The sequence below is a fragment of the Pseudomonas sp. Sample_10 genome, from assembly GCF_004321495.1.
GTDB lineage: Bacteria > Pseudomonadota > Gammaproteobacteria > Pseudomonadales > Pseudomonadaceae > Aquipseudomonas.
The window spans coordinates 1-20,913 of sequence record NZ_RCOE01000194.1 but is presented as its reverse complement, the minus strand read 5'-3'; the positions used below and the strand labels follow the sequence as shown (position 1 = coordinate 20,913).

The window sequence follows — 20,913 nt, the reverse complement described above, 5'->3', positions numbered from 1 at the left end:
ATGCGCGTCCTGATTGTCGAAGACGAAGAAAAAACCGCGGACTATCTGCACCGCGGCCTGACGGAACAGGGTTACACCGTAGACCTGGCCCGCGATGGCGTGGAAGGCCTGCACATGGCGCTGGAAAGCGACTACGCGGTGATCGTCCTCGATGTGATGCTGCCGGGCCTCGACGGCTTTGGCGTCCTGCGCGCCTTGCGTGCGCGCAAGCAGACCCCAGTGATCATGCTCACCGCCCGCGAGCGGGTAGAAGATCGCATCAAAGGCCTGCGCGACGGGGCCGACGATTACCTCGGTAAACCGTTTTCCTTCCTTGAACTGGTCGCACGCCTGCAAGCGCTGACCCGGCGCAGCGGTGGTCATGAACCGGTGCAAGTGAGCATTGCCGACCTGTGGATAGATCTGATCAGCCGCAAGGCTACTCGCGGCGGCGCACGGCTGGACCTGACCGCCAAGGAGTTCTCGCTGCTCAGCGTATTGGCCCGGCGCCAGGGTGAAATCCTCTCCAAGACCGCCATCGCCGAGATGGTCTGGGACATCAATTTCGATAGCGACGCCAACGTCGTCGAAGTCGCGATCAAACGTCTGCGGGCCAAGCTCGACGGCCCTTTTGAAGAAAAACTGCTGCACACGATTCGTGGCATGGGTTATGTGCTGGAGAGCCGTGGTGTCCAGTAACTCGATCGCCCTGCGCCTGAGCGGGATGTTCACACTGGTGGCGCTTCTGGTGTTTCTGCTGATCGGCTGGGCACTCTACCAACAGGTCGACAAAGGCCTGGGGTTGTTGCCCGAGGCCGAACTGGACGCGCGTTACAGCGTGCTCGAATCAACGGTCGGCCGCTACGGCACGCCCGAGCACTGGGTGAAGATCAACAACAAACTCAAGCTGCTGGGCGAAGAAGACAAACGCATCAGTTTCTGGATCGTCAGCGGCGATCCGCGCTACGAATACGGCAATCCGACACCGCAGATCCGCGAGTTCTCCCAAGGGCCGCTGGGCATGCGCGACATGACCCTGCCCGGTCAGCCTTACCCGCTCAAAGTGCTGGTCAGCCAGTTCCCGGCCAAGGACCAGCGCCCGCCACTGCGCTTCATGATCGCCATCGACACCGAGACATTTCACCAGACCCAGCATCAGCTGCTGATTGCCTTGATTGCCCTGGCGATCGTTGGCGTGCTGATGGCCTCGGCACTGGGCTATTGGGTGGCACGTATCGGCCTCAAGCCGTTGATCAAACTGTCCCATGAAGCCCAGCGCCTGGCCCCGCCGCTGCGTTCGGGACGCTTGCGGTTATCGCCCTTGCCGCCGGAACTGGATCAGTTCGTCAATGCTTTCAACGCCACCCTTGAGCGGGTCGAACAGGCTTACTCGCGCCTGGAGTCGTTCAATGCCGATGTCGCCCATGAACTGCGATCACCGCTGACCAATCTGATTGGCCAGACCCAGGTGGCACTGACCCGCGGACGCTCGGCGGAACATTATTTCGAAGTGCTGCAATCGAACCTCGAAGAACTCGAACGCTTGCGCTCGATCATCAATGACATGCTGTTCCTCGCCAGTGCAGACCAGGGCAGCAAAGCGACCAAACTGACCTCGACTTCGCTGGCCGATGAAGTGGCCACGACCCTGGAGTATCTGGATTTCATTCTCGAGGACGCCCGGGTTGAAGTGCAGGTCAGCGGCGATGCCCTGGTGCGCATCGAGATCGCCCATTTGCGTCGGGCGTTGATCAACCTGCTGAGCAACGCAGTCCAGCACACCGAGCCCGGGCAGGTGATTGAAGTGCGGATCGAAGCCGGGGAGCATCAGGTCAGCATCGGTGTCGCCAACCCCGGTTCGCCGATTGCCAGCGAACATCTGCCGCGCTTGTTCGAGCGTTTCTACCGCGTTGACGCTTCGCGTAGCAACAGCGGCAACAATCACGGGTTGGGTCTGGCGATCGTCAAGGCGATTGCACTGATGCATGGCGGTGATGTGTTTGTGCGCAGTGATCACGGGATGAACACGTTCGGCATTCACCTCCCCGTCTGAAACACTACCGTGGCGAGCGAGCTCGCGCTGGGCTGCGAAGCGGCCCTGAAACCTGTGCACGCGTCCTTTCAGTCAGCATTGTGCTCCCTGGATTCACGACTGCACCACAGCCGATCGGGAGCAAGCTCCCTCGCCACAGAAAAACGCTTGGCATTACAACTATTGCCGTAACCGCAACAGTCCTTTCATGAATCCGGCCTTTTTCCCAACGCCGGACATCCTTATCTTTGCCCGCACCAAACAGCACTTGCCAAGCAAGAAGGTTTTAAAGATGTCCAACAGTATGGGTATTGCCAGCGCTTTCGTTTTGTCCTCTTTGTTCCTGTCTCCGTTCGCCATGGCTGAAGAGTCGCAAGCCTTCGTCGCGCAAAACAGCGCACGCGCCGCCGTGTACGCGCAGCACCAGAGCGAGATGACGGCCAAAGCACAGGACGCCACCCAGGCCCCGCAAGCAGCGAGCACTCAAGGCCGGGTCGAGAAAGACAGCTGATTGCTGCGCATCGCTCCCATTTCCCTCGACGCTTTTCATCGGCTCTTCCCTTTGAAAAGTTGTCTTCAAAGCCGCTGCTATCAGCGGCTTTTTTTCGTCTTTTCCACGCCACTTCACGCTATCGATCAGGCATAAAAAAAGGCCACCCGAAGGTAGCCTTTAAAAAACTAGAGAGGTTTTTTACTTACACGGCCGCAACAGGACGCATGTAAGAGATCGGTGCAGTGCTGGCGTCTTCGAAAGTCACGACTTCCCAAGCATCTGTCTGCTCAATCAACTTGCGCAGCAGCTGGTTGTTCAATGCATGTCCGGACTTGAAGCCCTTGAACTCACCAATCAGGCTATTGCCCAGCAGGTAGAGGTCACCAATTGCATCGAGGATCTTGTGCTTCACGAATTCGTCTTCATAGCGAAGGCCGTCTTCGTTCAGTACACCATCCGCGTCGACCACAATAGCGTTTTCAACGCTGCCGCCGAGTGCGAGGTTGTGCTTGCGCAGGTACTCGATGTCACTCATGAAACCAAAGGTACGGGCGCGGCTGACTTCTTTTACGAACGAAGTACTGGAAAAATCCACGCTTGCACTTTGTGTGCGGTCACGGAAAACAGGGTGATCGAAATCGATCTCGAAGCTCACCTTGAAACCTTCGAAAGGGACGAAAGTGGCGCGCTTGTCGCCGTCTTCCACTGTCACTTCACGCAGGATGCGGATGAACTTCTTGGCGGCTTCCTGTTCTTCCAGGCCAGCCGACTGAATCAGAAATACGAAGGGTCCAGCGCTACCATCCATGATCGGGACTTCGGACGCGGAGAGCTCGACGTAGGCGTTATCGATGCCCAGGCCAGCCATGGCCGAGAGCAAGTGCTCCACCGTATCCACTTTGGTGTCACCGTTGACCAGAGTGGTCGACATCGTGGTTTCACCAACGTTTTCCGCGCGCGCCGGGATCTGCACCGCAGGGTCCAGGTCGGCACGAACAAACACGATGCCGGTGTCGACAGGCGCAGGCTTGAGGGTCAGGTAGACCTTCTCCCCGGAGTGCAGACCTACACCTGTGGCACGGATAATATTTTTCAGTGTGCGTTGTTTAATCATGGCTTGGGCCGCTTCAGCGCAAATTGCGAACTGGTATCAACAAAGGCTGGCGATGATAGCAGACCATGCCTTTGCTGAACACCAATCACCTTCATAGCCCTGATACATTTCATCAATCGGCCTGACGACGCAGGAATGCTGGAATGTCCAGGTAGTCCAGATCATCTTGCGGATTCATCTTCGCGGCAGCCGCAGCACCGGCCTGAGCCTGGTTGCGCATGACGGTCGGACGGTCCAGGTCACGGTAGTTCACCGCTGGAGCTTCCTGACGAACAGGGGCTTGTTGTTGTGGCTGCGACGCCATCGACGTGTGAACGGTATTGTCGATGACCTTCACAGGCTTCTCGATTTTAGCGCCCAGGCCGGTCGCCACGACAGTCACGTGCAGCTCGTCGCGCATGTCCGGATCGATAACGGTACCGACCTTGACCATCGCATGCTCGGAAGCGAAGGCTTCGATGATGCTACCCACGTCGGAGTACTCACCCAGGGACAGGTCAGGACCGGCGGTGATGTTCACCAGGATGCCGCGTGCGCCTTGCAGGTTCACGTCTTCGAGCAACGGGTTGCGGATGGCCGCTTCAGTGGCTTCACGTGCACGGTTCGGACCGCTGGCGCAGCCAGTGCCCATCATCGCCATGCCCATTTCACTCATCACGGTACGCACGTCGGCGAAGTCGACGTTGATCATGCCCGGACGCTTGATGATGTCGGAGATACCGCGAACGGCACCGGCCAGTACATCGTCAGCCTTGGCGAAAGCCGACAGCAGGCTGGCGTCTTTACCGAGGATGGTCAGCAGCTTCTCGTTGGGAATGGTGATCAGCGAGTCGACGCTTTCCGACAGCAGGCGGATGCCCTCGTCGGCCAGCTGCATGCGCTTGCGACCTTCGAACGGGAACGGACGGGTCACCACCGCAACGGTGAGGATCCCCATTTCCTTGGCCACTTCGGCAATGATCGGCGCAGCACCGGTACCGGTACCACCGCCCATGCCAGTGGTGATGAACACCATGTTGGTACCCTGCAGGACTTCGGCAATGCGCTCACGGTCTTCGAGAGCGGCCTGACGACCTACTTCAGGGTTGGCACCGGCACCCAGACCTTTGGTCACGCCGGTACCCAGTTGCAGGATGGTCCGCGCGCTGATGCTTTTCAGCGCCTGGGCATCAGTGTTGGCGCAGATGAACTCGACGCCTTCAATGTTGCTCTTGACCATGTGATTCACAGCGTTGCCGCCGCCACCGCCAACACCGATAACCTTGATTACCGGACTTGCGGGGATGTTGTCTACGAGTTCGAACATTTTCCCTCTCCTTTACGTTCTCTAGTTTTTTTCGCCTACTGCGTATATCTACAACGGTGCTGCGGTAAATCCTTAGAAATTTCCCTGTACCCAGCTCTTGATGCGATCGAGCAAGGCGCCTTTCGGCTCTTCGTTGCTGTAGCTGTCGCGACTGCCGATGCCCGAGAACGAAATGCCGTCGGATTGCTTCTGCAGGCCGTACATCAACAGGCCAACGCCGGTGGAATAAATCGGGTTGCGAACTACGTCATCCAGGCCCCTCACACCGTGAGGCACGCCCAGGCGTACTGGCATATGGAAGATTTCCTCGGCCAATTCGGTGGCGCCTTCCATCTTCGACGTACCACCGGTCAGCACGATGCCGGCCGGGATCAGGTCTTCGTAGCCGCTGCGGCGCAGCTCGGCCTGGATCAGCGTGAACAGTTCGTCGTAGCGCGGCTCGACCACTTCGGCCAGGGCCTGGCGAGACAGTTCGCGCGGCGGACGGTCGCCAACACTCGGCACCTTGATGGTTTCACCGGCACCGGCCAGCTTGGCCAGGGCACAGGCGTAGCGAATCTTGATTTCTTCGGCGTACTGGGTCGGGGTGCGCAACGCCATGGCGATGTCGTTGGTCACCTGATCGCCCGCGATTGGAATCACTGCGGTGTGGCGGATCGCGCCCTCAGTGAAGATCGCGATGTCAGTGGTGCCGCCGCCGATATCCACCAGGCACACGCCCAGTTCTTTTTCGTCGTCGGTCAGCACCGAATAGGCCGACGCCAGTTGCTCGAGAATGATGTCGTCGATTTCCAGGCCGCAGCGGCGCACGCATTTTTCAATGTTCTGTGCGGCGTTGACGGCGCAGGTGACCACGTGAACCTTGGCTTCCAGACGTACCCCGGACATGCCCAGTGGCTCGCGCACGCCTTCCTGGTTATCGATCACGTAATCCTGCGGCAGGGTGTGCAGCACCCGCTGGTCAGCCGGGATCGCCACGGCCTGGGCGGCGTCGAGCACGCGTTCAAGGTCGGCAGAGCTGACTTCGCGATCACGAATCGCCACGATGCCGTGGGAGTTCAGGCTGCGAATGTGATTGCCGGCCACGCCGACAAATGCCGAGTGGATGCGGCAACCCGCCATCAGCTGGGCTTCTTCAATCGCGCGCTGGATCGATTGCACGGTGGATTCGATGTTCACCACCACGCCTTTCTTCAGGCCACGGGACGGATGCGTACCGATCCCGACGATTTCCAGCGTGCCGTCGTCCGAAACCTCGCCTACCAGCGCCACCACCTTGGAGGTGCCGATATCGAGACCGACGATCATTTTGCCGCTTTGCACGTTTGCCATGGGTCCTGCCTCTTCTTAATTCTTCGCGACAGCGGGTTGGGCTGCCGTCGGCGCTACGGGTTCCCGCCAGCCAACAGCGAGGCCGTTGGCGTAGCGCAGATCGATACGCGCAATGTTCGTAATCTGTTCTTTAAGCGTCTTGTCGTAGATGGCAATGAAGCGGCGCATCTTTTCCACCTGGTTGCCGCGCCCCAGCAGCAGTTCGATTCCGGGGCCCGCACTGCCTGGGCCGGTGGTCAGGAACCAGCTGCCTCGTTCACGCAACTCCAGGCGTGCAATCGAGAAGCCCAGCGGCCGGAGCATCTGGCTCAGGACCTGGTATTGCTGCATCACCTGCTGTTGAGCCCGTTGTGGACCGAACAGCTGCGGCAAGTGTTCGTAGTTCGCCAGCTCACGCGGGGTAAAGGCCTGACCCTGGTTATTCAACAGCGACTCGTCACCCCATCGGGCAACCGGCAGTTGCTCTTCCAGGCGGATCACCACTTGATCCGGCCACACCCTGCGCACTTCGGCGTGGGCAATCCATGGCATCTGCTCCAGCTCGGTGCGCATGCTCGCCAGGTCGATGGTGAAGAAACTCGACGCCACGAATGGAGCGATCCGTTGCTGCACCGCTTGCTGGCTGATGTAGCTCAAGTCGCCCTGCACGTTGATTTTGGTGATCGGCCGGTCAGCGTACGGCAGCAAACGCTGCGCGCCTTCGTATGTACCGAACCCCAACGCCACCAGCAGCACCGGCCAGAACAAACTCTTGAGAAAACCGAAATTGGCTTTCGGCAGGCGCGCAGACATCGGCTCTTTGGCCACCATTCGGCTGGCACCCCGCGGCACCGGCTTGCGGCCGGGTACGGGTGGCTGATGTCTGACTTGAGCGCCATGCATGGTCTTAACCTCTTGCCTCGATACTTGCGGCCAGGATCGCCAGAACCAATTGCTGGAAATCCAGACCGGCAGCACGGGCCGCCATCGGAACCAGGCTGTGATCGGTCATGCCCGGTGCGGTGTTCACTTCCAGAAACCAGAACTGCCCGTCGGCGTCCTGCATCACGTCCGCCCTGCCCCAACCGGCGATACCCAGCGCGTCACAGGCTTTCGCCGTGAGGTCCATGAGTTCCTTTTCCTTGGCGCTATCCAGCCCGCACGGAATGCGGTATTGGGTATCGTTGGCGATGTACTTGGCGTCGTAGTCGTAGAAACTGTGCGTCGTGCCCAGGGCGATGGGAGGCAACACCTGGTCACGCAGGGTGGCGATGGTGAACTCCGGACCTTGAATCCATTGCTCGACCAACACTTGCGAATCGTAGGTACTGGCCGCTTTCCAGGCGTCGATCAATTCGGACGCGGAAGTCACTTTGGCCATCCCGATACTTGAACCTTCATGCGCCGGTTTGACGATCAAAGGAAAGCCCAGTTCCGTCGCTGCCGAAATACAATCGGCCTCGCTGCGCAGCACGGCGTGACGTGGCGTCGGAATCCCGAGGCTGTGCCAGACCTGCTTGGTGCGCAGTTTGTCCATGGCCAGGGCCGAAGCGAGAATGCCGCTGCCGGTGTAAGGAATGCCCAGGCATTCGAGCAGGCCCTGCATGCTGCCGTCTTCACCACCGCGACCGTGGAGGATGATGAAGGCGCGGTCGATCTTTTCACTCTGCAGACGCTGCAACAGGTCGTCGCCCACGTCGAGGCCGAACGCATCCACGCCCGCACTTTGCAGCGCGTCGAGAACGGCGTTGCCCGATTTCAGGGACACCTCGCGCTCGGCACTCTTGCCACCGAACAACACGGCGACGCGGCCGAAGTCCTTCGGCGCGACAGTGGAAACGAGGTTGGCGTACGCAGCAATCATTTCAACTTTCCCTCTACCGATGCCGCCACGGCACCCGTGAACAACGAACTCTTCAACAAACTCGGGGCAAGACCGCCCACATCACCCGCGCCCTGGCACAGCAGGATGTCGCCGGCACGCAGCAGCGGCTTGACGATCGGCGCCAGGTCGGCACCGCGCTCGATGTAGATCGGATCGAGCTGGCCGCGCTGGCGGATGCTGTTGCACAGCTTGCGGCTGTCAGCACCCGGGATGGGCTCTTCGCCGGCCGGATAGACTTCCATCAACAGCAACACATTGGCGTCGGCCAGGACATTGACGAAATCGTCGTACAGGTCGCGGGTGCGGCTGTAACGGTGCGGCTGGTAGACCATCACCAGTCGGCGCTCCGGCCAGCCACCGCGCACGGCCTTGATCACCGCCGCCACTTCGGTCGGGTGGTGACCGTAGTCGTCGACCAGCATCACGCTGCCGTCGTCCACCGGCAGTTCGCCGTAGACCTGGAAGCGCCGGCCGACACCCTGGAACCCGGACAGGCCCTGGACGATGGCTTCATCGCTGACGCCTTCGTCGGTGGCGATGCAGATGGTCGCCAGCGAGTTGAGCACGTTGTGGTTGCCCGGCATGTTCACCGAGACATCGAGCGGCTCGCGATCTGGACGCAGCACGGTGAAGAAGGTTTGCATGCCTTGCTGGCGCACATTGATCGCGCGCACGTCGCAGTCGTCGCCGAAACCGTAAGTCACGGTCGGACGCTTCACTTGCGGCAGGATTTCACGCACCACCGGATCATCCAGACACACCACGGCCAGACCGTAGAACGGCAGGTTGTGCAGGAACTCGACGAAAGTTTTCTTCAGCTTGTTGAAGTCACCGTCGTAGGTCGCCATGTGATCGGCGTCGATGTTGGTGACCACGGCGACCAGCGGTTGCAGGTGCAGGAAGCTAGCATCGCTTTCATCGGCTTCGGCGATCAGGTAGCGGCTGGTGCCAAGCTGGGCATTGGTGCCTGCGGCGTTCAGACGACCACCGATGACGAACGTCGGGTCCAGGCCACCGGCGGCGAACACCGAAGCGATCAGGCTGGTGGTGGTGGTTTTGCCGTGGGTACCGGCGACGGCGATGCCGTGGCGATAGCGCATCAGCTCAGCCAGCATTTCTGCACGCGGTACCACCGGGATGCGGCGTTCCAGTGCAGTGGCGACTTCCGGGTTGGACGTGTTCACGGCACTCGACACCACCAGCACGTCGGCAGCGGCAGCGTTTTCGGCACGGTGGCCGATGAAAATCTGTGCGCCGAACGTTTCCAGGCGCTCGGTGACCGGCGAAGCCTTCAGGTCGGAACCGGACACTTCATAGCCCAGGTTCAACAACACTTCGGCAATCCCGCACATGCCCACACCGCCGATACCGACGAAGTGGATGCGGCGGATGCGGCGCATTTCCGGTTGCGGCATGGCTTTCTGATTCTCAACCATGGGCCACCTCCAGGCAGGTGTCGACGACGTTACGGGTAGCATCGGGTTTGGCCAGGCGGCGTGCCGCAGTAGCCATTTCTTCGAGTCGTTGCGGTTGCATCAGGACCTCTGTCAGGCGAGCGGCAAGATCCGCTGCGCCAGTCGTTCTTTGCGGCATCAGGAAAGCAGCGCCTTCACGGGCCAAATAATCGGCGTTGCGGGTCTGGTGATCGTCGATCGCGTGGGGCAAAGGCACCAGCATCGAGGGCAGACCGGCGGCAGCCAGTTCACTGATGGTCAGCGCGCCTGCGCGACATACCACCAGGTCGGCCCAGCCATAGGCTTGGGCCATGTCTTTGATGAAAGGCTGCACTTGCGCCTCGACGCCAGCCGCGCGATAGCGCTCTGCAGTCACTTCATCGTGGTTTCTGCCAGCCTGATGGAACACGTCCGGACGCAGGTCGACAGCGACTTGCGCCAGGGCTTCAGGCAGCAACTTGTTCAACGGCTCTGCGCCCAGGCTTCCGCCGAGGATCAGCAAACGCGCCTTGCGCCCAGCCAGGGCTGGACGCGATGTTTCGAGGAACAGCTCGGTGCGCACCGGATTACCGGTGGTCCGTCGGCTGCTCGACAGGGTAAAGGTGTCGGGGAACGCTTCACACACCCGGGCGGCGAACGGCACCAGCAACCGATTGGCGGTGCCGGCCACGGCGTTCTGTTCGTGAACGATCACCGGCACTCCGGCCAGTTTCGCCGCAATGCCGCCAGGACCGGTCACATAACCACCGAAACCGACCACGCAGGCCGGCCGCAGCCGACGAATGATCGCCCGCGCCTGCCAGACCGACTTGAGCAACATCAACGGTGCCTTGAGCAGGGACAACTTGCCCTTGCCGCGCAAACCGCTGGCGTTGATCCGATGCAATTCGATGCCGGCCGCAGGAACCAGATCGTTTTCAATACCCCGTGGCGTACCGAGCCAGTGCACGGTATAGCCGCGAGCCTGGAATTCGCGGGCACAGGCCAGCGCCGGGAACACGTGGCCTCCGGTGCCGCCCGCCATGATCAATACGTTAGCGCCCATGGGTCGGCTCCTCGGCGAAGTCGCTCTCATGGAACTCCATCTCTTCACTACCCAAATGGGTTCGACTCTCCCACTCAATGCGCAGGAGCAATCCGAGACAGGCACAGCAGATCACCAACGAGCTACCGCCATAACTGAGGAACGGCAATGTCAGGCCCTTGGTCGGCAGCAGGCCGACGTTCACGCCGATGTTGATCAGGAACTGGCCGATCCACAGGAACGACAACCCGTAGGCAACATACGCGGCGAAGAACTGCTTGGCCTTCTCGGCCCACAAGCCGATGTACATGCCGCGAATACATACGAAAACGAACAGCGCGACGGTGCACAGGGAACCGACAGCCCCCAGTTCTTCGGCGAGCACCGAGAACACGAAGTCAGTGTGGGCTTCCGGCAGGTAAAACTGTTTCTGCACGCTGTTGCCCAGGCCAACGCCCAGCCACTCACCACGACCGAACGCGATCAAGGCTTGGGACAGCTGATAACCGGCACCGAACTGGTCGGCCCATGGATCGGCGAAGTTGGTCAGGCGCGCCATGCGATAAGGCTGCATTTGAATCAACAGCACCACGGCCCCGACGGCCAACACCACCATCAACGAGAAACGGAACAACCCGACGCCGCCAAGGAACAGCATCGCCGCCGCAGCGCCCATCATCACCACGGTGGCACCGAAGTCCGGCTCCATCAGCAACAGGCCCGCCATGGGCAGCAGCACGATGAACGGCTTGAAGAAGCCCATCCAGCTTTCCCGCACTTCTTTCTGGCGACGTACCAGATAACCGGCGAGGTAGATCACCACGAACACCTTGGCGATCTCGGAAGGCTGGACGTTAAAGAAACTGAAACCGATCCAGCGCATCGAACCGTTCACTTCCCGGCCGATGCCCGGGATGATCACCATCACCAGCAAGCCGAACGCACCGATCAGCATCAGCCAGCCCAGGCGTTGCCATGTAGCGATCGGGATCATCATGGTGACGATGCAGGCACCCAGCCCCAGCACCACATAGATAAGGTGGCGGATCATGTAATACAGGGCACTGCCGGACTGAACCGCCGCCACCTCGGTGGACGCCGATGCGATCATGATCAGGCCCAGACCAATCAACGCCAGGCAACCGACAAGCATCGGGAAGTCGAGGTCGATGCCGCGCCCGGTGATCAATGGCGAAGGGTACGGCTTGATGATGTTCATCAGGCTCATGCCAGTTCCTCCACGGCTTGGACGAACTGGTGACCACGGTCTTCGTAGTTCTTGAACATGTCGAAACTGGCGCAGGCCGGCGACAGCAGCACCACGTCGCCCGGTTGGGCAGCGGCACGGCATTGCGCCACGGCTTCGACCAGTGAGCCCGCCCGAATCAGCGGCACGGCATCGCCGATCGCTTCGCCGATCTTGTCGGAGTCGCGGCCCATGAGGATCACGGCGCGGCAGTTGGCCGCCACCGGATCGCGCAGATCCTTGAACTCGGCACCCTTGCCGTCGCCACCGGCGATCAGCACGATCTTGCCGTCGATGTCCGCACCCAGGCCTTCGATGGCCGCCAATGCAGCGCCAACGTTGGTGGCTTTGGAATCGTTGTAGTAACCCACGCCGTCCAGGTCGCGTACCCACTGGCAACGATGCTCAAGCCCGGCGAAGGTGCGCAGGGCCGACAGCATGGCATCGAACGGCAGGCCGACCGCATGGCCGAGCGCCAGGGCTGCCAACGCATTGGACTGGTTGTGGGCGCCCCGAATTTTCAGCTCGCGCACCGGCATCAGGTTCTGGAATTCGAAGGCCAGGTACTTCTCGCCGTCTTCTTCGCGGATACCGAACGCCTTGAAATCGGGTTTGCTCAAACCGAAGGTCCAGCACGGCTGACCCTCGCCCATCAGCGGACGGCTCAGTGCATCCTGACGGTTGACCACGAACTGCCGGGCGCCACGGAAGATCCGGTGCTTGGCCAGGTGATAGGCCGGCAGACCGCTGTAGCGATCCATATGGTCTTCGCTGATGTTGAGTACGGTCGCCACTTCGGCGTTGAGCTGATCGGTGGTTTCCAGCTGGAAACTCGACAGTTCCATCACGTACAACTCGATGTCGTCGCTGAGCAAGTCCAGCGCCGGCGTTCCGAGGTTGCCGCCGACGGCGACACGCTTGCCGGCCGCAGCCGCCATCTCGCCGACCAAGGTGGTGACAGTGCTCTTGGCGTTGGAACCGCTGATGGCCACGATCGGCGCCTTCGCGTTACGCGCGAACAGCTCGATATCGCCGGACAACTTCACGCCACGGGCGGCGGCAGCCTGCAGGGCCGGGGTCGCCAGCGCCAGGCCGGGGCTCACGTAGAGCTCGTCGGCACGGCACAGGAATTCGACGTCCAGCTCGCCACAACGCACTTCCACGTGCGGATAGTCACGCTTGAGCGTGGCCAGTTCCGGTGGATTTTCCCGCGTATCGGCCACGGCAAACGCCACGCCCCGGTTCGCCAGGAAGCGAACCAGGGACATGCCGCTCTTGCCGAGGCCGACAACGATGCGGAAGTGGTCAGAAGCGATCAGAGACACGAGTTTCTACCTCAGCTTCAGAGTGGCAAGGCCGACCAACACGAGAATCACGGTGATGATCCAGAAACGGACGATCACGCGCGGCTCGGGCCAGCCCTTGAGTTCAAAGTGGTGGTGAATCGGTGCCATGCGGAACACGCGGCGACCGGTCAGTTTGAAGGAGGCAACCTGAATGACCACTGACAGGGTTTCCATCACGAACACACCGCCCATGATGAACAGGACGATTTCCTGACGGACGATCACTGCAATGGTGCCCAGGGCCGCGCCCAGCGCCAGTGCGCCGACGTCACCCATGAAGACTTGCGCCGGGTAAGTGTTGAACCAGAGGAAACCCAGGCCGGCACCGATCAGCGCGCCGCAGAACACAATCAACTCACCGGCACCCGGTACATAAGGAATCAGCAGGTATTCGGCAAATTTCACGTTACCCGACAGGTAGCAGAAAATGCCCAGGCCACCGCCAACCATCACGGTCGGCATGATCGCCAGGCCGTCGAGGCCATCAGTCAGGTTGACCGCGTTGCTCGAACCGACGATCACGAAATAGGTCAGGACGACGAAACCTGCGCCCAATGGAATGCTGTAGTCCTTGAGCATCGGCAGGATCAACGTGGTTTCTACCGGAGTGGCCGCGGTCATATAAAGGAAGATCGCCGCGCCCAGGCCGAACACCGATTGCCAGAAATACTTCCAGCGGCTCGGCAAGCCACGGGAGTTCTTCTCGATCACTTTGCGGTAGTCATCGACCCAGCCGATGGCACCGAACAACAGGGTTACCAGCAACACGACCCAGACATAGCGGTTGGTCAGGTCAGCCCACAGCAGGGTGCTGACGCCGATGGAAGACAGAATCAACGCGCCGCCCATGGTCGGGGTGCCCGACTTGGACAGGTGCGATTGCGGACCGTCGTTACGAACGGACTGGCCGATCTGACGGTTCTGCAAAGTGCGGATCATCCACGGGCCATAGCACAGCGACAAAACCAGCGCGGTCAGTACACCGAGAATCCCGCGCAGGGTCAGGTACTGGAAGACCGCGAAGCCTTTGTAGAACTGTTGCAGATACTCCGCTAGCAGCAGCAGCATTAATGTTTCTCCAGACTGGTCCCGCACAAAGCGGCGACGATGTTTTCCATCGCTGCGCTGCGCGAGCCCTTGATCAAAATGGTGGTGTTTGTATCTTGCTCGGCGCCCAGGGCCTTGATCAGTTCAGCCTGAGTGCTGAAGTGAAAAGCCTGTGGACCGAAGGCGTTGACGGCGTGAACCATCATTGGCCCGACGGCGTACAGCGCAGAAACCTTGCCACGGGCGTACTCGCCCACGTCGCGGTGCCCCTGCTCCGCCCAATCGCCCAACTCGCCGATATCCCCGAGCACCAGAACGGTGCGGCCGGAAAAGCCGGCGAGTATATCAACGGCGGCGCACATCGAGGTGGGGTTCGCGTTGTAAGTGTCATCGATGACGCGCATGCCATTGCTGGCCAATTGCGCGACGGTACGGCCCTTGACCGGTTGCACCGCGCCAAGACCGGTGGCGATGCCGAACAGCGACACACCCAGGGCATGGGCAGCGGCGGCGGCAGCCATCGCGTTGGCAACGTTATGCGTGCCGAGCAGGTTCAGTTGCACGCGCTCCACACCTTCAGGGCTGTGCAAATTGAACGCCGGGCAACCACGGGCATCGGTGGTCAGGTCACTGGCAAAGAAATCGGCACTGGTGTTGCTCAAGGCGAACGTCAGCACCTTGCGTTCGCCGGCGCGCTTCTTCCAGATACCAAATGCCTTGTCGTCGAGGTTGAGCACGGCGATGCCATCGGCCGCCAGGCCTTCGATGATCTCGCCCTTGGCTTCGACGATTTTTTCCGGCCCGCCGAACTCGCCAACGTGGGCGGTCCCGGCGTTGTTGAGAATGGCTACGTGGGGTTTGGTCATGCCCACGGTGTAGGCGATTTCACCCAGACGCGAAGCGCCGAGTTCGATCACGGCAGCGGTGTGTTCCGGCGCCAGCTCGAGCAGGGTCAGCGGAACGCCGAGGTCGTTGTTCAGGTTGCCGCGGGTTGCCAGTACCGGACCGCGGGTCCGCAGGATGCTCGCGAGCATTTCCTTGACCGTGGTCTTGCCGCTGGAGCCGGTGACGGCTGCGACTTGCTTCGTGAAGGCCTGGCGATTCAGGGCACCCAACTGGCCGAGGGCCTGGCGGGTATCGCTGACCAGCAGTTGCGGCAGCGCGCTGTCGGCGACTTCGCGCTCGACCAATGCCGCCACGGCGCCTTTGGCCGCGACGTCATTCAGATAATCATGGCCATCGAAGCGTGGTCCGGCCAAGGCAATGAACAATTGGCCAGGCTTGATCGCACGGCTGTCGATACTGACGCCATCGAAACTGGCATCGGCAGAAATCAGGCGAGCATTCAGTGCGCTCGTCAGCTCGCTCAGTTTCAAGGCCTTAAGCATGGGCCACCTCCCACGCGGTCAAGGCATGATCGGCCTCAACCAGATCGGAGAAAGCATGGCGCTCTCCGTTGATTTCCTGATAGTCCTCGTGACCTTTACCCGCGAGCACGATCACGTCGTCCGCTGAAGCGTCGGCGATCAATTGGGCAATCGCCTGGCCACGGCCAGCAACGAAGGTGACTTTATCCACAGCGGTGAAACCGGCGCGGATGTCATCGAAAATCACCGCTGGATCTTCGGTACGCGGATTGTCGTCGGTCACCAGCACGCCATCGGCCAGGCGTTCGACCACTTCAGCCATCAACGGACGCTTGCCGCGATCGCGGTCGCCGCCACAGCCGAACAGGCACAACAAACGGCCTTTGACGTGCGGGCGCAGGGCGGTCAGGACTTTTTCCAGGGCATCCGGGGTATGGGCGTAATCGACCACCACCAACGGCTGATTGCCACCGCCAAGGCGCTGCATGCGCCCGGCCGGGCCTTCGAGTTTCGGCAACACCTTGAGAATCTCGTCCAGCGCGTAATCCAGGCCGAGCAAGGCACCGACCGCCGCCAAGACGTTGCTCAGGTTGAATCGACCGAGCAAAGTGCTGCGCAAAAGGTGTTCGCCTTGCGGCGTGACCAGCGTGGCACGTACGCCTTCGTCATCGAACTGCGCTTCACGGCAATACAGGTAAGCGCTGCTGTCGAGCAGGCTGTAGGTGATCAGCCGCGACTCACGTTTTTCGGCGGCCAGTTGCCGGCCGAAATCGTCATCGAGGTTGACCACCCGACACTTGAGATCATTCCAGGCAAACAGCTTGGCCTTGGCGTCGCCATACGCCTGCATGGTGCCGTGATAGTCCAGGTGATCGCGGGACAGGTTGGTCATCACCGCCACATCAAAAGCCAACGCAGTGACACGCCCCTGGTCCAGGCCATGGGACGAGACTTCCATGGCGACGGCTTTGGCACCGGCCTTTTTCAGGTCGCCCAGGGTCGCTTGCACAGCAATCGGATTCGGCGTGGTGTGCAGGCCGCTTTCCAGCGCGCCGTAGAAACCGCAACCCAGGGTGCCGACGATGCCGCAGTGCTGGCCCAGCAGATCCAGCGCCTGGGCAATCAGTTGGGTCACGCTGGTCTTGCCATTGGTGCCGGTCACGCCGACCAGATTCAGATGATGGCTCGGCTCGCCATAAAAGCGCCCGGCAATGTCCGACAGTTGCGCTGCCAGGCCTTTGACCGGAATCAACGGCACTTCAGTGATCGGCAGCACGGTGGCGCCTTCGACTTCGTACGCCACAGCTGCGGCGCCGCGTGCCAGAGCATCGGCAATGTGCGCACGACCATCGAATTTGCCGCCCGGCACGGCGAGGAACAAATCGCCCGCGCGGACATTGCGGCTGTCGAGCGCCAATTCACGGATCAACAGATCGTGGCCGGCGTGGGGGAAAATCTTGTTCAGACTTAATGACATCAGCCGCGCCCTCCATTGGCTTTCAGTGGAACGACCGGCGTAGCGTTCGCTTGTTGAGTAGGTGGCAGGTTGTCCGGGGTGACGTTCATCAGGCGCAGGGTGCCGGACATCACGCGGCTGAACACCGGCGCCGATACCAGACCACCGAAGTAGCCGGCCTTGGTCGGTTCGTCGATGACGACCACGATGGCGTAACGTGGATCGCTCATCGGGCCGAAACCGGCGAACAGCGAGCGATACGAGTTTTCGGCGTAACCCTTGGCACCCACCGAAGTCTTGCGCGCAGTACCCGACTTGCCGCCCACGTGATACGCCGGCACTTGCGCACGGAACACACCGCGCGGAGCTTCGATCACTTGTTGCAGCATGGTTTGCATGGTTTTCGCGACTGTTTCGGGCAGCACTTGAGTGGTCTGCGGCGCTTTGTCGGTTTTGATCAGCGTCAGTGGTGCGAGGCGACCGTTGTTGGCCAACGCCGAGAAGGCGTGAACAAGCTGGATCGCGGTCACGGAAACACCGTAGCCGTAGGACAGCGTCGCGGTCTCGGCCTTGCGCCATTCACGGTAGTTCGGCAGGTTGCCGACGCGCTCGCCCGGGAAACCCAGGCCGGTGTCCTGACCGAGGCCGACTTTCTGTGCGAGACGGAAAATCGTCTCGCCACCGATATCGAACGCGATCTTGCTCATGCCCACGTTACTGGAGTTGATCAGGATGCCTGTCAGGTCGAGCACCGGACCTTCGGTCTTGGACACGTCCTTGATGGTGTATTTACCGATCTGCAAGGTCCCCGGGTACACCTCGACGGTATCGCTCGGTTTCCAGCGTCCGGTTTCAATGGCAGCGCTCATGGAGATCGCTTTCATCGTCGAACCCGGTTCGAACACGTCGATCATCGCGCGGTTACGCATCATCGCCGGTTGCAGGTTGCGCCGGTTGTTCGGGTTGTAGGTCGGTTGGTTGACCATCGCGAGAATCTCGCCGGTCTTCACGTCCATGATCACCAGGCTGCCGGCCTTGGCGCCGTTCTCGATGATCGCATTACGCAACTCGCGGTTGGCCAGGTATTGCAGGCGCAGGTCAATGGACAACGCCAAGGGCTTTCCGGCCTTGGCGTTTTTGGTGACCTGGACATCCTTGATCAACCGGCCGCGCCGGTCCTTGATAACCTGCCGTTTGCCCGGCACCCCGGCCAGCCATTCGTCATAGGCCAGTTCGACACCTTCGCGACCGTGATCGTCGATATCGGTGAAGCCGACCATATGCGCGGTCACTTCACCGGCCGGATAAAAACGGCGGAATTCTTCGATACCGTAGACACCCGGCACTTTCAGATCGAGCACAGACTGGCCTTGCTCAGGCGTCAGCCCGCGCACCAGGTAAATGAATTCTTTATTGGCCTGGGCTTCAAGGCGCTCAGCCAGGGCTTTCGGATCTTGCCCGAGCGCCGCGGCGAGTGCTGGCCACTTCTCCTTGGCCAGCTGCATTTCCTTGGCGTTGGCCCACAGGGTGGTCACCGGCGTACTCACGGCCAACGGCTCGCCGTTACGGTCTGTGATCAAGCCACGGTGTGCCGGAATCGGAATATGACGAACGCTGCGCGCGTCGCCCTGACCTTTCAGGAAGTCACGGTCAACCACTTGCAGATCGATGATGCGCCAGGCGATTGCTGCCACCATGACACCGAGCAAGCCCAGCACCAGACGGAAACGCCACGGAAAGAGTGCGCCTTCAAGTTTCATCATGGCGCCACCATCTGCACTTCGGCGGCGCCCGGAATGCGCATTTTCAGTTGTTCGGTGGCGAGCACTTCGATACGGCTATGGGCGGTCCAGGTGCTCTGCTCCAGAATCAACCGACCCCATTCCGCCTGCGCCTTGTCGCGCACGCTCAACTCGCCGTAAAGCGAGTTCAGCAATTGGCGGCTCCAGTGCGCGCTGTAAGACACGCCGATGGCCGACACCAGCACGCCGACAAACAGCAGCAGCATGAAAAAGCTTCCGCCGGGCAGTGGCTTGGCGAAAAGCTTGCTCACCGAAGTTTCTCCGCCACGCGCATGACGGCGCTACGGGAACGTGGGTTGGCTTTGAGTTCGGCGTCGGAGGCCGTCTGCGCTTTGCCATGGACTTTGATTTTTGGTTCGAATGCCACGTGGCGAACCGGCAGGTTGCGCGGCAGGTTGTCGGCTTCGCCTTTCACCAGCTTGCGCATGAACAATTTGACGATGCGGTCTTCCAGCGAGTGGAAGCTGATCACAACCAGACGACCACCGATTTCCAGGCATTCCAGAGCGGCTTCGAGGCCGGCTTCCAGATCGCCCAGTTCGTTGTTGACGTGAATACGCAGCCCCTGGAACGCTCGGGTAGCAGGGTTTTTGCCTTTTTCCCAGGCAGGGTTGGCGACTTTCAACACCTCGGCAAGATCGGCAGTGCGCTCGAACGGCTTGATGTCGCGGCGTTCTGCCACTGCACGAGCCATGCGTCCGGAAAAACGCTCTTCGCCGTATTCCTTGAATACCCGGGCAATTTCTTCCGCGGGCGCGGTGTTGACGAACTCCGCAGCACTGATCCCGCGGGACGGGTCCATGCGCATGTCCAGTGGGCCATCGTTGAGGAAACTGAAGCCGCGTTCAGGGTCGTCGAGCTGCGGCGAGGACACACCGAGGTCAAGCAGAATGCCGCTGACCTTGCCCTTCATGCCGCGCTCGGCAACTTCAGAACCCAGCTCGGCAAAGCTGCGCTGCACAACGACAAAGCGGCCGTCTTCGGCCGCTAGCGTTTGCCCGGTGGCAATCGCTTGAGGATCCTTGTCGAATCCGATGAGTCGACCGTCCGGCCCGAGCTGGCTGAGGATCAACCGGCTGTGCCCGCCGCGCCCGAACGTGCCGTCCAGATAGCAGCCATCAGGACGTACGGCGAGAGCCTCGACGGCTTCGTCAAGCAGTACGGTGATGTGGTTAAAGCCGCTATCAATAGTCACAGGATCAGATCACGCAGTTCATCAGGCATCGCGCCCGGTTGTTGAATAGCAGCCAGGTCAGCGGCAGAAACCGCATTCCAGGCATCCTCGTCCCACAATTGGAACTTGTTCAATTGGCCTACCAACATCGCGCGCTTATCCAACTTGGCATATTCACGAAGACGCGGCGGAACCAGAAAACGACCACTGCCATCGAGCTCGAGGTCGACGGCATTACCAATCAGTAAACGTTGCAGGCGGCGGTTCTCTTCGCGAAGCGAAGGCAGTGCGCGCAGTTTGGTTTCAATAATTTCCCACTCATCGAGGGGGTAAACACACAAACACGGATCAACGGCATCAATGGTGACGATCAACTGGCCGGAACTACGCGAATCGAGCTCGTCACGGTACCGGCTCGGCATAGCGAGACGGCCCTTTGCATCGAGACTGATAGCGTTAGCTCCGCGAAACACGTCAGCGTTTCTCCAATTTTTATCGTTTTGAGCTCAAAAAACCCACTTCATGCCACTTTCCGCCACTTGCGCACACTATAGGAATGCGCCTACCGCACCGTCAAGGCGCGCAGTAAAGGAAAAGCCTTACAGAACTGAGATTTAGGAGCATAAAAGGAGGGGTAACGGGAATCTGGCGGATGAAAATGACCAATAACTTGAACCAGCACGGAAGGCTGCGCCCGGAAGTTAAAGTAATTTATTAAGAGTAAGATTTTTTTGGTATTACAACCGGGGTTCTGCAGATGATTGTGTAAGAGGGGAAATTGCTATCACCGACACTCTGCTCAATGATTTAAGCAGAGGGGAGAAAAAGGTGGAGAGTCGATCTGTAAGCCGGGTTCTGTCTTGAACAGTCATTCGTC

General features: G+C 60.3%; 19 protein-coding genes. 3 read left to right on the top strand and 16 right to left on the bottom strand.

The features are described from left to right. The 3 genes from D8U18_RS19000 (at window position 1) to D8U18_RS18990 (ending at window position 2,522) form a co-directional block, all read left to right on the top strand. Complete coding sequence (locus tag D8U18_RS19000) at window positions 1-678, top strand: heavy metal response regulator transcription factor (RefSeq protein ID WP_056853188.1); 678 nt, start codon at window positions 1-3, stop codon at window positions 676-678. Then, window positions 668-2,032: a heavy metal sensor histidine kinase gene (locus D8U18_RS18995; protein WP_130903607.1), complete on the top strand. Its 1,365-nt coding sequence runs from the start codon at window positions 668-670 to the stop codon at window positions 2,030-2,032. Before D8U18_RS19000 ends, D8U18_RS18995 begins: the two co-directional genes overlap by 11 nt. Before the next feature lie 271 nt (window positions 2,033-2,303). Further along, window positions 2,304-2,522 (top strand): hypothetical protein, encoded by a 219-nt coding sequence (locus D8U18_RS18990; RefSeq protein ID WP_056853190.1) that lies wholly within the window; start codon window positions 2,304-2,306, stop codon window positions 2,520-2,522. A gap of 184 nt (window positions 2,523-2,706) precedes the next feature. On the opposite strand, the gene lpxC is transcribed toward D8U18_RS18990, so the two are convergent. From lpxC to mraZ, 16 genes are all read right to left on the bottom strand, one after another. Further along, complete coding sequence (gene lpxC, locus D8U18_RS18985; RefSeq protein WP_056853191.1) at window positions 2,707-3,618, bottom strand: UDP-3-O-acyl-N-acetylglucosamine deacetylase; 912 nt, start codon at window positions 3,616-3,618, stop codon at window positions 2,707-2,709. Window positions 3,619-3,730: 112 nt separating this feature from the next. Further along, window positions 3,731-4,924, bottom strand: a complete 1,194-nt coding sequence (gene ftsZ, locus D8U18_RS18980; protein ID WP_053154973.1) for a cell division protein FtsZ — start codon at window positions 4,922-4,924, stop codon at window positions 3,731-3,733. A gap of 72 nt (window positions 4,925-4,996) precedes the next feature. Then, entirely contained in the window at window positions 4,997-6,256 is a 1,260-nt protein-coding gene (gene ftsA / locus D8U18_RS18975; RefSeq protein WP_056853192.1) for a cell division protein FtsA, read from the bottom strand. Between the two features lie 15 nt (window positions 6,257-6,271). Next, window positions 6,272-7,138 carry a cell division protein FtsQ/DivIB gene (locus tag D8U18_RS18970; protein WP_056853193.1) on the bottom strand — a complete coding sequence of 289 codons (867 nt, stop codon included), beginning with the start codon at window positions 7,136-7,138 and terminating at the stop codon, window positions 6,272-6,274. Between the two features lie 4 nt (window positions 7,139-7,142). After that, window positions 7,143-8,099 carry a D-alanine--D-alanine ligase gene (locus D8U18_RS18965; protein WP_056853194.1) on the bottom strand — a complete coding sequence of 319 codons (957 nt, stop codon included), beginning with the start codon at window positions 8,097-8,099 and terminating at the stop codon, window positions 7,143-7,145. Beyond that, window positions 8,096-9,556, bottom strand: coding sequence for a UDP-N-acetylmuramate--L-alanine ligase (gene murC, locus D8U18_RS18960; protein ID WP_131108164.1), 1,461 nt, complete (start codon window positions 9,554-9,556; stop codon window positions 8,096-8,098). The genes D8U18_RS18965 and murC overlap by 4 nt, the downstream gene beginning before the upstream one ends. Further along, window positions 9,549-10,619, bottom strand: a complete 1,071-nt coding sequence (gene murG, locus D8U18_RS18955) for an undecaprenyldiphospho-muramoylpentapeptide beta-N-acetylglucosaminyltransferase (protein WP_056853196.1) — start codon at window positions 10,617-10,619, stop codon at window positions 9,549-9,551. Before murG ends, murC begins: the two co-directional genes overlap by 8 nt. Further along, window positions 10,609-11,820, bottom strand: coding sequence for a putative lipid II flippase FtsW (ftsW, locus tag D8U18_RS18950; protein ID WP_177336556.1), 1,212 nt, complete (start codon window positions 11,818-11,820; stop codon window positions 10,609-10,611). Before ftsW ends, murG begins: the two co-directional genes overlap by 11 nt. A gap of 2 nt (window positions 11,821-11,822) precedes the next feature. After that, window positions 11,823-13,169, bottom strand: a complete 1,347-nt coding sequence (murD, locus tag D8U18_RS18945; RefSeq protein ID WP_130907937.1) for a UDP-N-acetylmuramoyl-L-alanine--D-glutamate ligase — start codon at window positions 13,167-13,169, stop codon at window positions 11,823-11,825. A 6-nt stretch (window positions 13,170-13,175) separates the two neighbouring features. Continuing rightward, complete coding sequence (gene mraY, locus D8U18_RS18940) at window positions 13,176-14,258, bottom strand: phospho-N-acetylmuramoyl-pentapeptide-transferase (protein ID WP_056853199.1); 1,083 nt, start codon at window positions 14,256-14,258, stop codon at window positions 13,176-13,178. Further along, window positions 14,258-15,625, bottom strand: a complete 1,368-nt coding sequence (gene murF / locus D8U18_RS18935; RefSeq protein ID WP_056853200.1) for a UDP-N-acetylmuramoyl-tripeptide--D-alanyl-D-alanine ligase — start codon at window positions 15,623-15,625, stop codon at window positions 14,258-14,260. The genes mraY and murF overlap by 1 nt, the downstream gene beginning before the upstream one ends. After that, window positions 15,618-17,081 carry a UDP-N-acetylmuramoyl-L-alanyl-D-glutamate--2,6-diaminopimelate ligase gene (locus D8U18_RS18930; RefSeq protein ID WP_130903603.1) on the bottom strand — a complete coding sequence of 488 codons (1,464 nt, stop codon included), beginning with the start codon at window positions 17,079-17,081 and terminating at the stop codon, window positions 15,618-15,620. Before D8U18_RS18930 ends, murF begins: the two co-directional genes overlap by 8 nt. Continuing rightward, complete coding sequence (locus tag D8U18_RS18925; protein WP_177336557.1) at window positions 17,081-18,820, bottom strand: penicillin-binding protein 2; 1,740 nt, start codon at window positions 18,818-18,820, stop codon at window positions 17,081-17,083. Before D8U18_RS18925 ends, D8U18_RS18930 begins: the two co-directional genes overlap by 1 nt. After that, on the bottom strand, window positions 18,820-19,113 hold the full coding sequence (gene ftsL / locus D8U18_RS18920; protein WP_056853203.1) for a cell division protein FtsL: 294 nt from the start codon (window positions 19,111-19,113) through the stop codon (window positions 18,820-18,822). Before ftsL ends, D8U18_RS18925 begins: the two co-directional genes overlap by 1 nt. Next, complete coding sequence (gene rsmH / locus D8U18_RS18915) at window positions 19,110-20,051, bottom strand: 16S rRNA (cytosine(1402)-N(4))-methyltransferase RsmH (RefSeq protein WP_131108172.1); 942 nt, start codon at window positions 20,049-20,051, stop codon at window positions 19,110-19,112. The genes ftsL and rsmH overlap by 4 nt, the downstream gene beginning before the upstream one ends. Before the next feature lie 2 nt (window positions 20,052-20,053). After that, on the bottom strand, window positions 20,054-20,509 hold the full coding sequence (gene mraZ, locus D8U18_RS18910) for a division/cell wall cluster transcriptional repressor MraZ (protein WP_007917012.1): 456 nt from the start codon (window positions 20,507-20,509) through the stop codon (window positions 20,054-20,056). Window positions 20,510-20,913 lie beyond the last annotated feature (404 nt).

What these genes read in the sequence shown, in the direction of transcription:
- D8U18_RS18930 (WP_130903603.1), bottom strand. Translation starts at nt 17,081, where the DNA reads ATGTCATTAAGTCTGAACAAGATTTTCCCCCACGCCGGCCACGATCTG.
- mraY (WP_056853199.1), bottom strand. Translation starts at nt 14,258, where the DNA reads ATGCTGCTGCTGCTAGCGGAGTATCTGCAACAGTTCTACAAAGGCTTC.
- murF (WP_056853200.1), bottom strand. Translation starts at nt 15,625, where the DNA reads ATGCTTAAGGCCTTGAAACTGAGCGAGCTGACGAGCGCACTGAATGCT.
- D8U18_RS18970 (WP_056853193.1), bottom strand. Translation starts at nt 7,138, where the DNA reads ATGCATGGCGCTCAAGTCAGACATCAGCCACCCGTACCCGGCCGCAAG.
- lpxC (WP_056853191.1), bottom strand. Translation starts at nt 3,618, where the DNA reads ATGATTAAACAACGCACACTGAAAAATATTATCCGTGCCACAGGTGTA.
- murC (WP_131108164.1), bottom strand. Translation starts at nt 9,556, where the DNA reads ATGGTTGAGAATCAGAAAGCCATGCCGCAACCGGAAATGCGCCGCATC.
- D8U18_RS18990 (WP_056853190.1), top strand. Translation starts at nt 2,304, where the DNA reads ATGTCCAACAGTATGGGTATTGCCAGCGCTTTCGTTTTGTCCTCTTTG.
- D8U18_RS18925 (WP_177336557.1), bottom strand. Translation starts at nt 18,820, where the DNA reads ATGAAACTTGAAGGCGCACTCTTTCCGTGGCGTTTCCGTCTGGTGCTG.
- ftsA (WP_056853192.1), bottom strand. Translation starts at nt 6,256, where the DNA reads ATGGCAAACGTGCAAAGCGGCAAAATGATCGTCGGTCTCGATATCGGC.
- ftsZ (WP_053154973.1), bottom strand. Translation starts at nt 4,924, where the DNA reads ATGTTCGAACTCGTAGACAACATCCCCGCAAGTCCGGTAATCAAGGTT.
- D8U18_RS18965 (WP_056853194.1), bottom strand. Translation starts at nt 8,099, where the DNA reads ATGATTGCTGCGTACGCCAACCTCGTTTCCACTGTCGCGCCGAAGGAC.
- D8U18_RS19000 (WP_056853188.1), top strand. Translation starts at nt 1, where the DNA reads ATGCGCGTCCTGATTGTCGAAGACGAAGAAAAAACCGCGGACTATCTG.
- murG (WP_056853196.1), bottom strand. Translation starts at nt 10,619, where the DNA reads ATGGGCGCTAACGTATTGATCATGGCGGGCGGCACCGGAGGCCACGTG.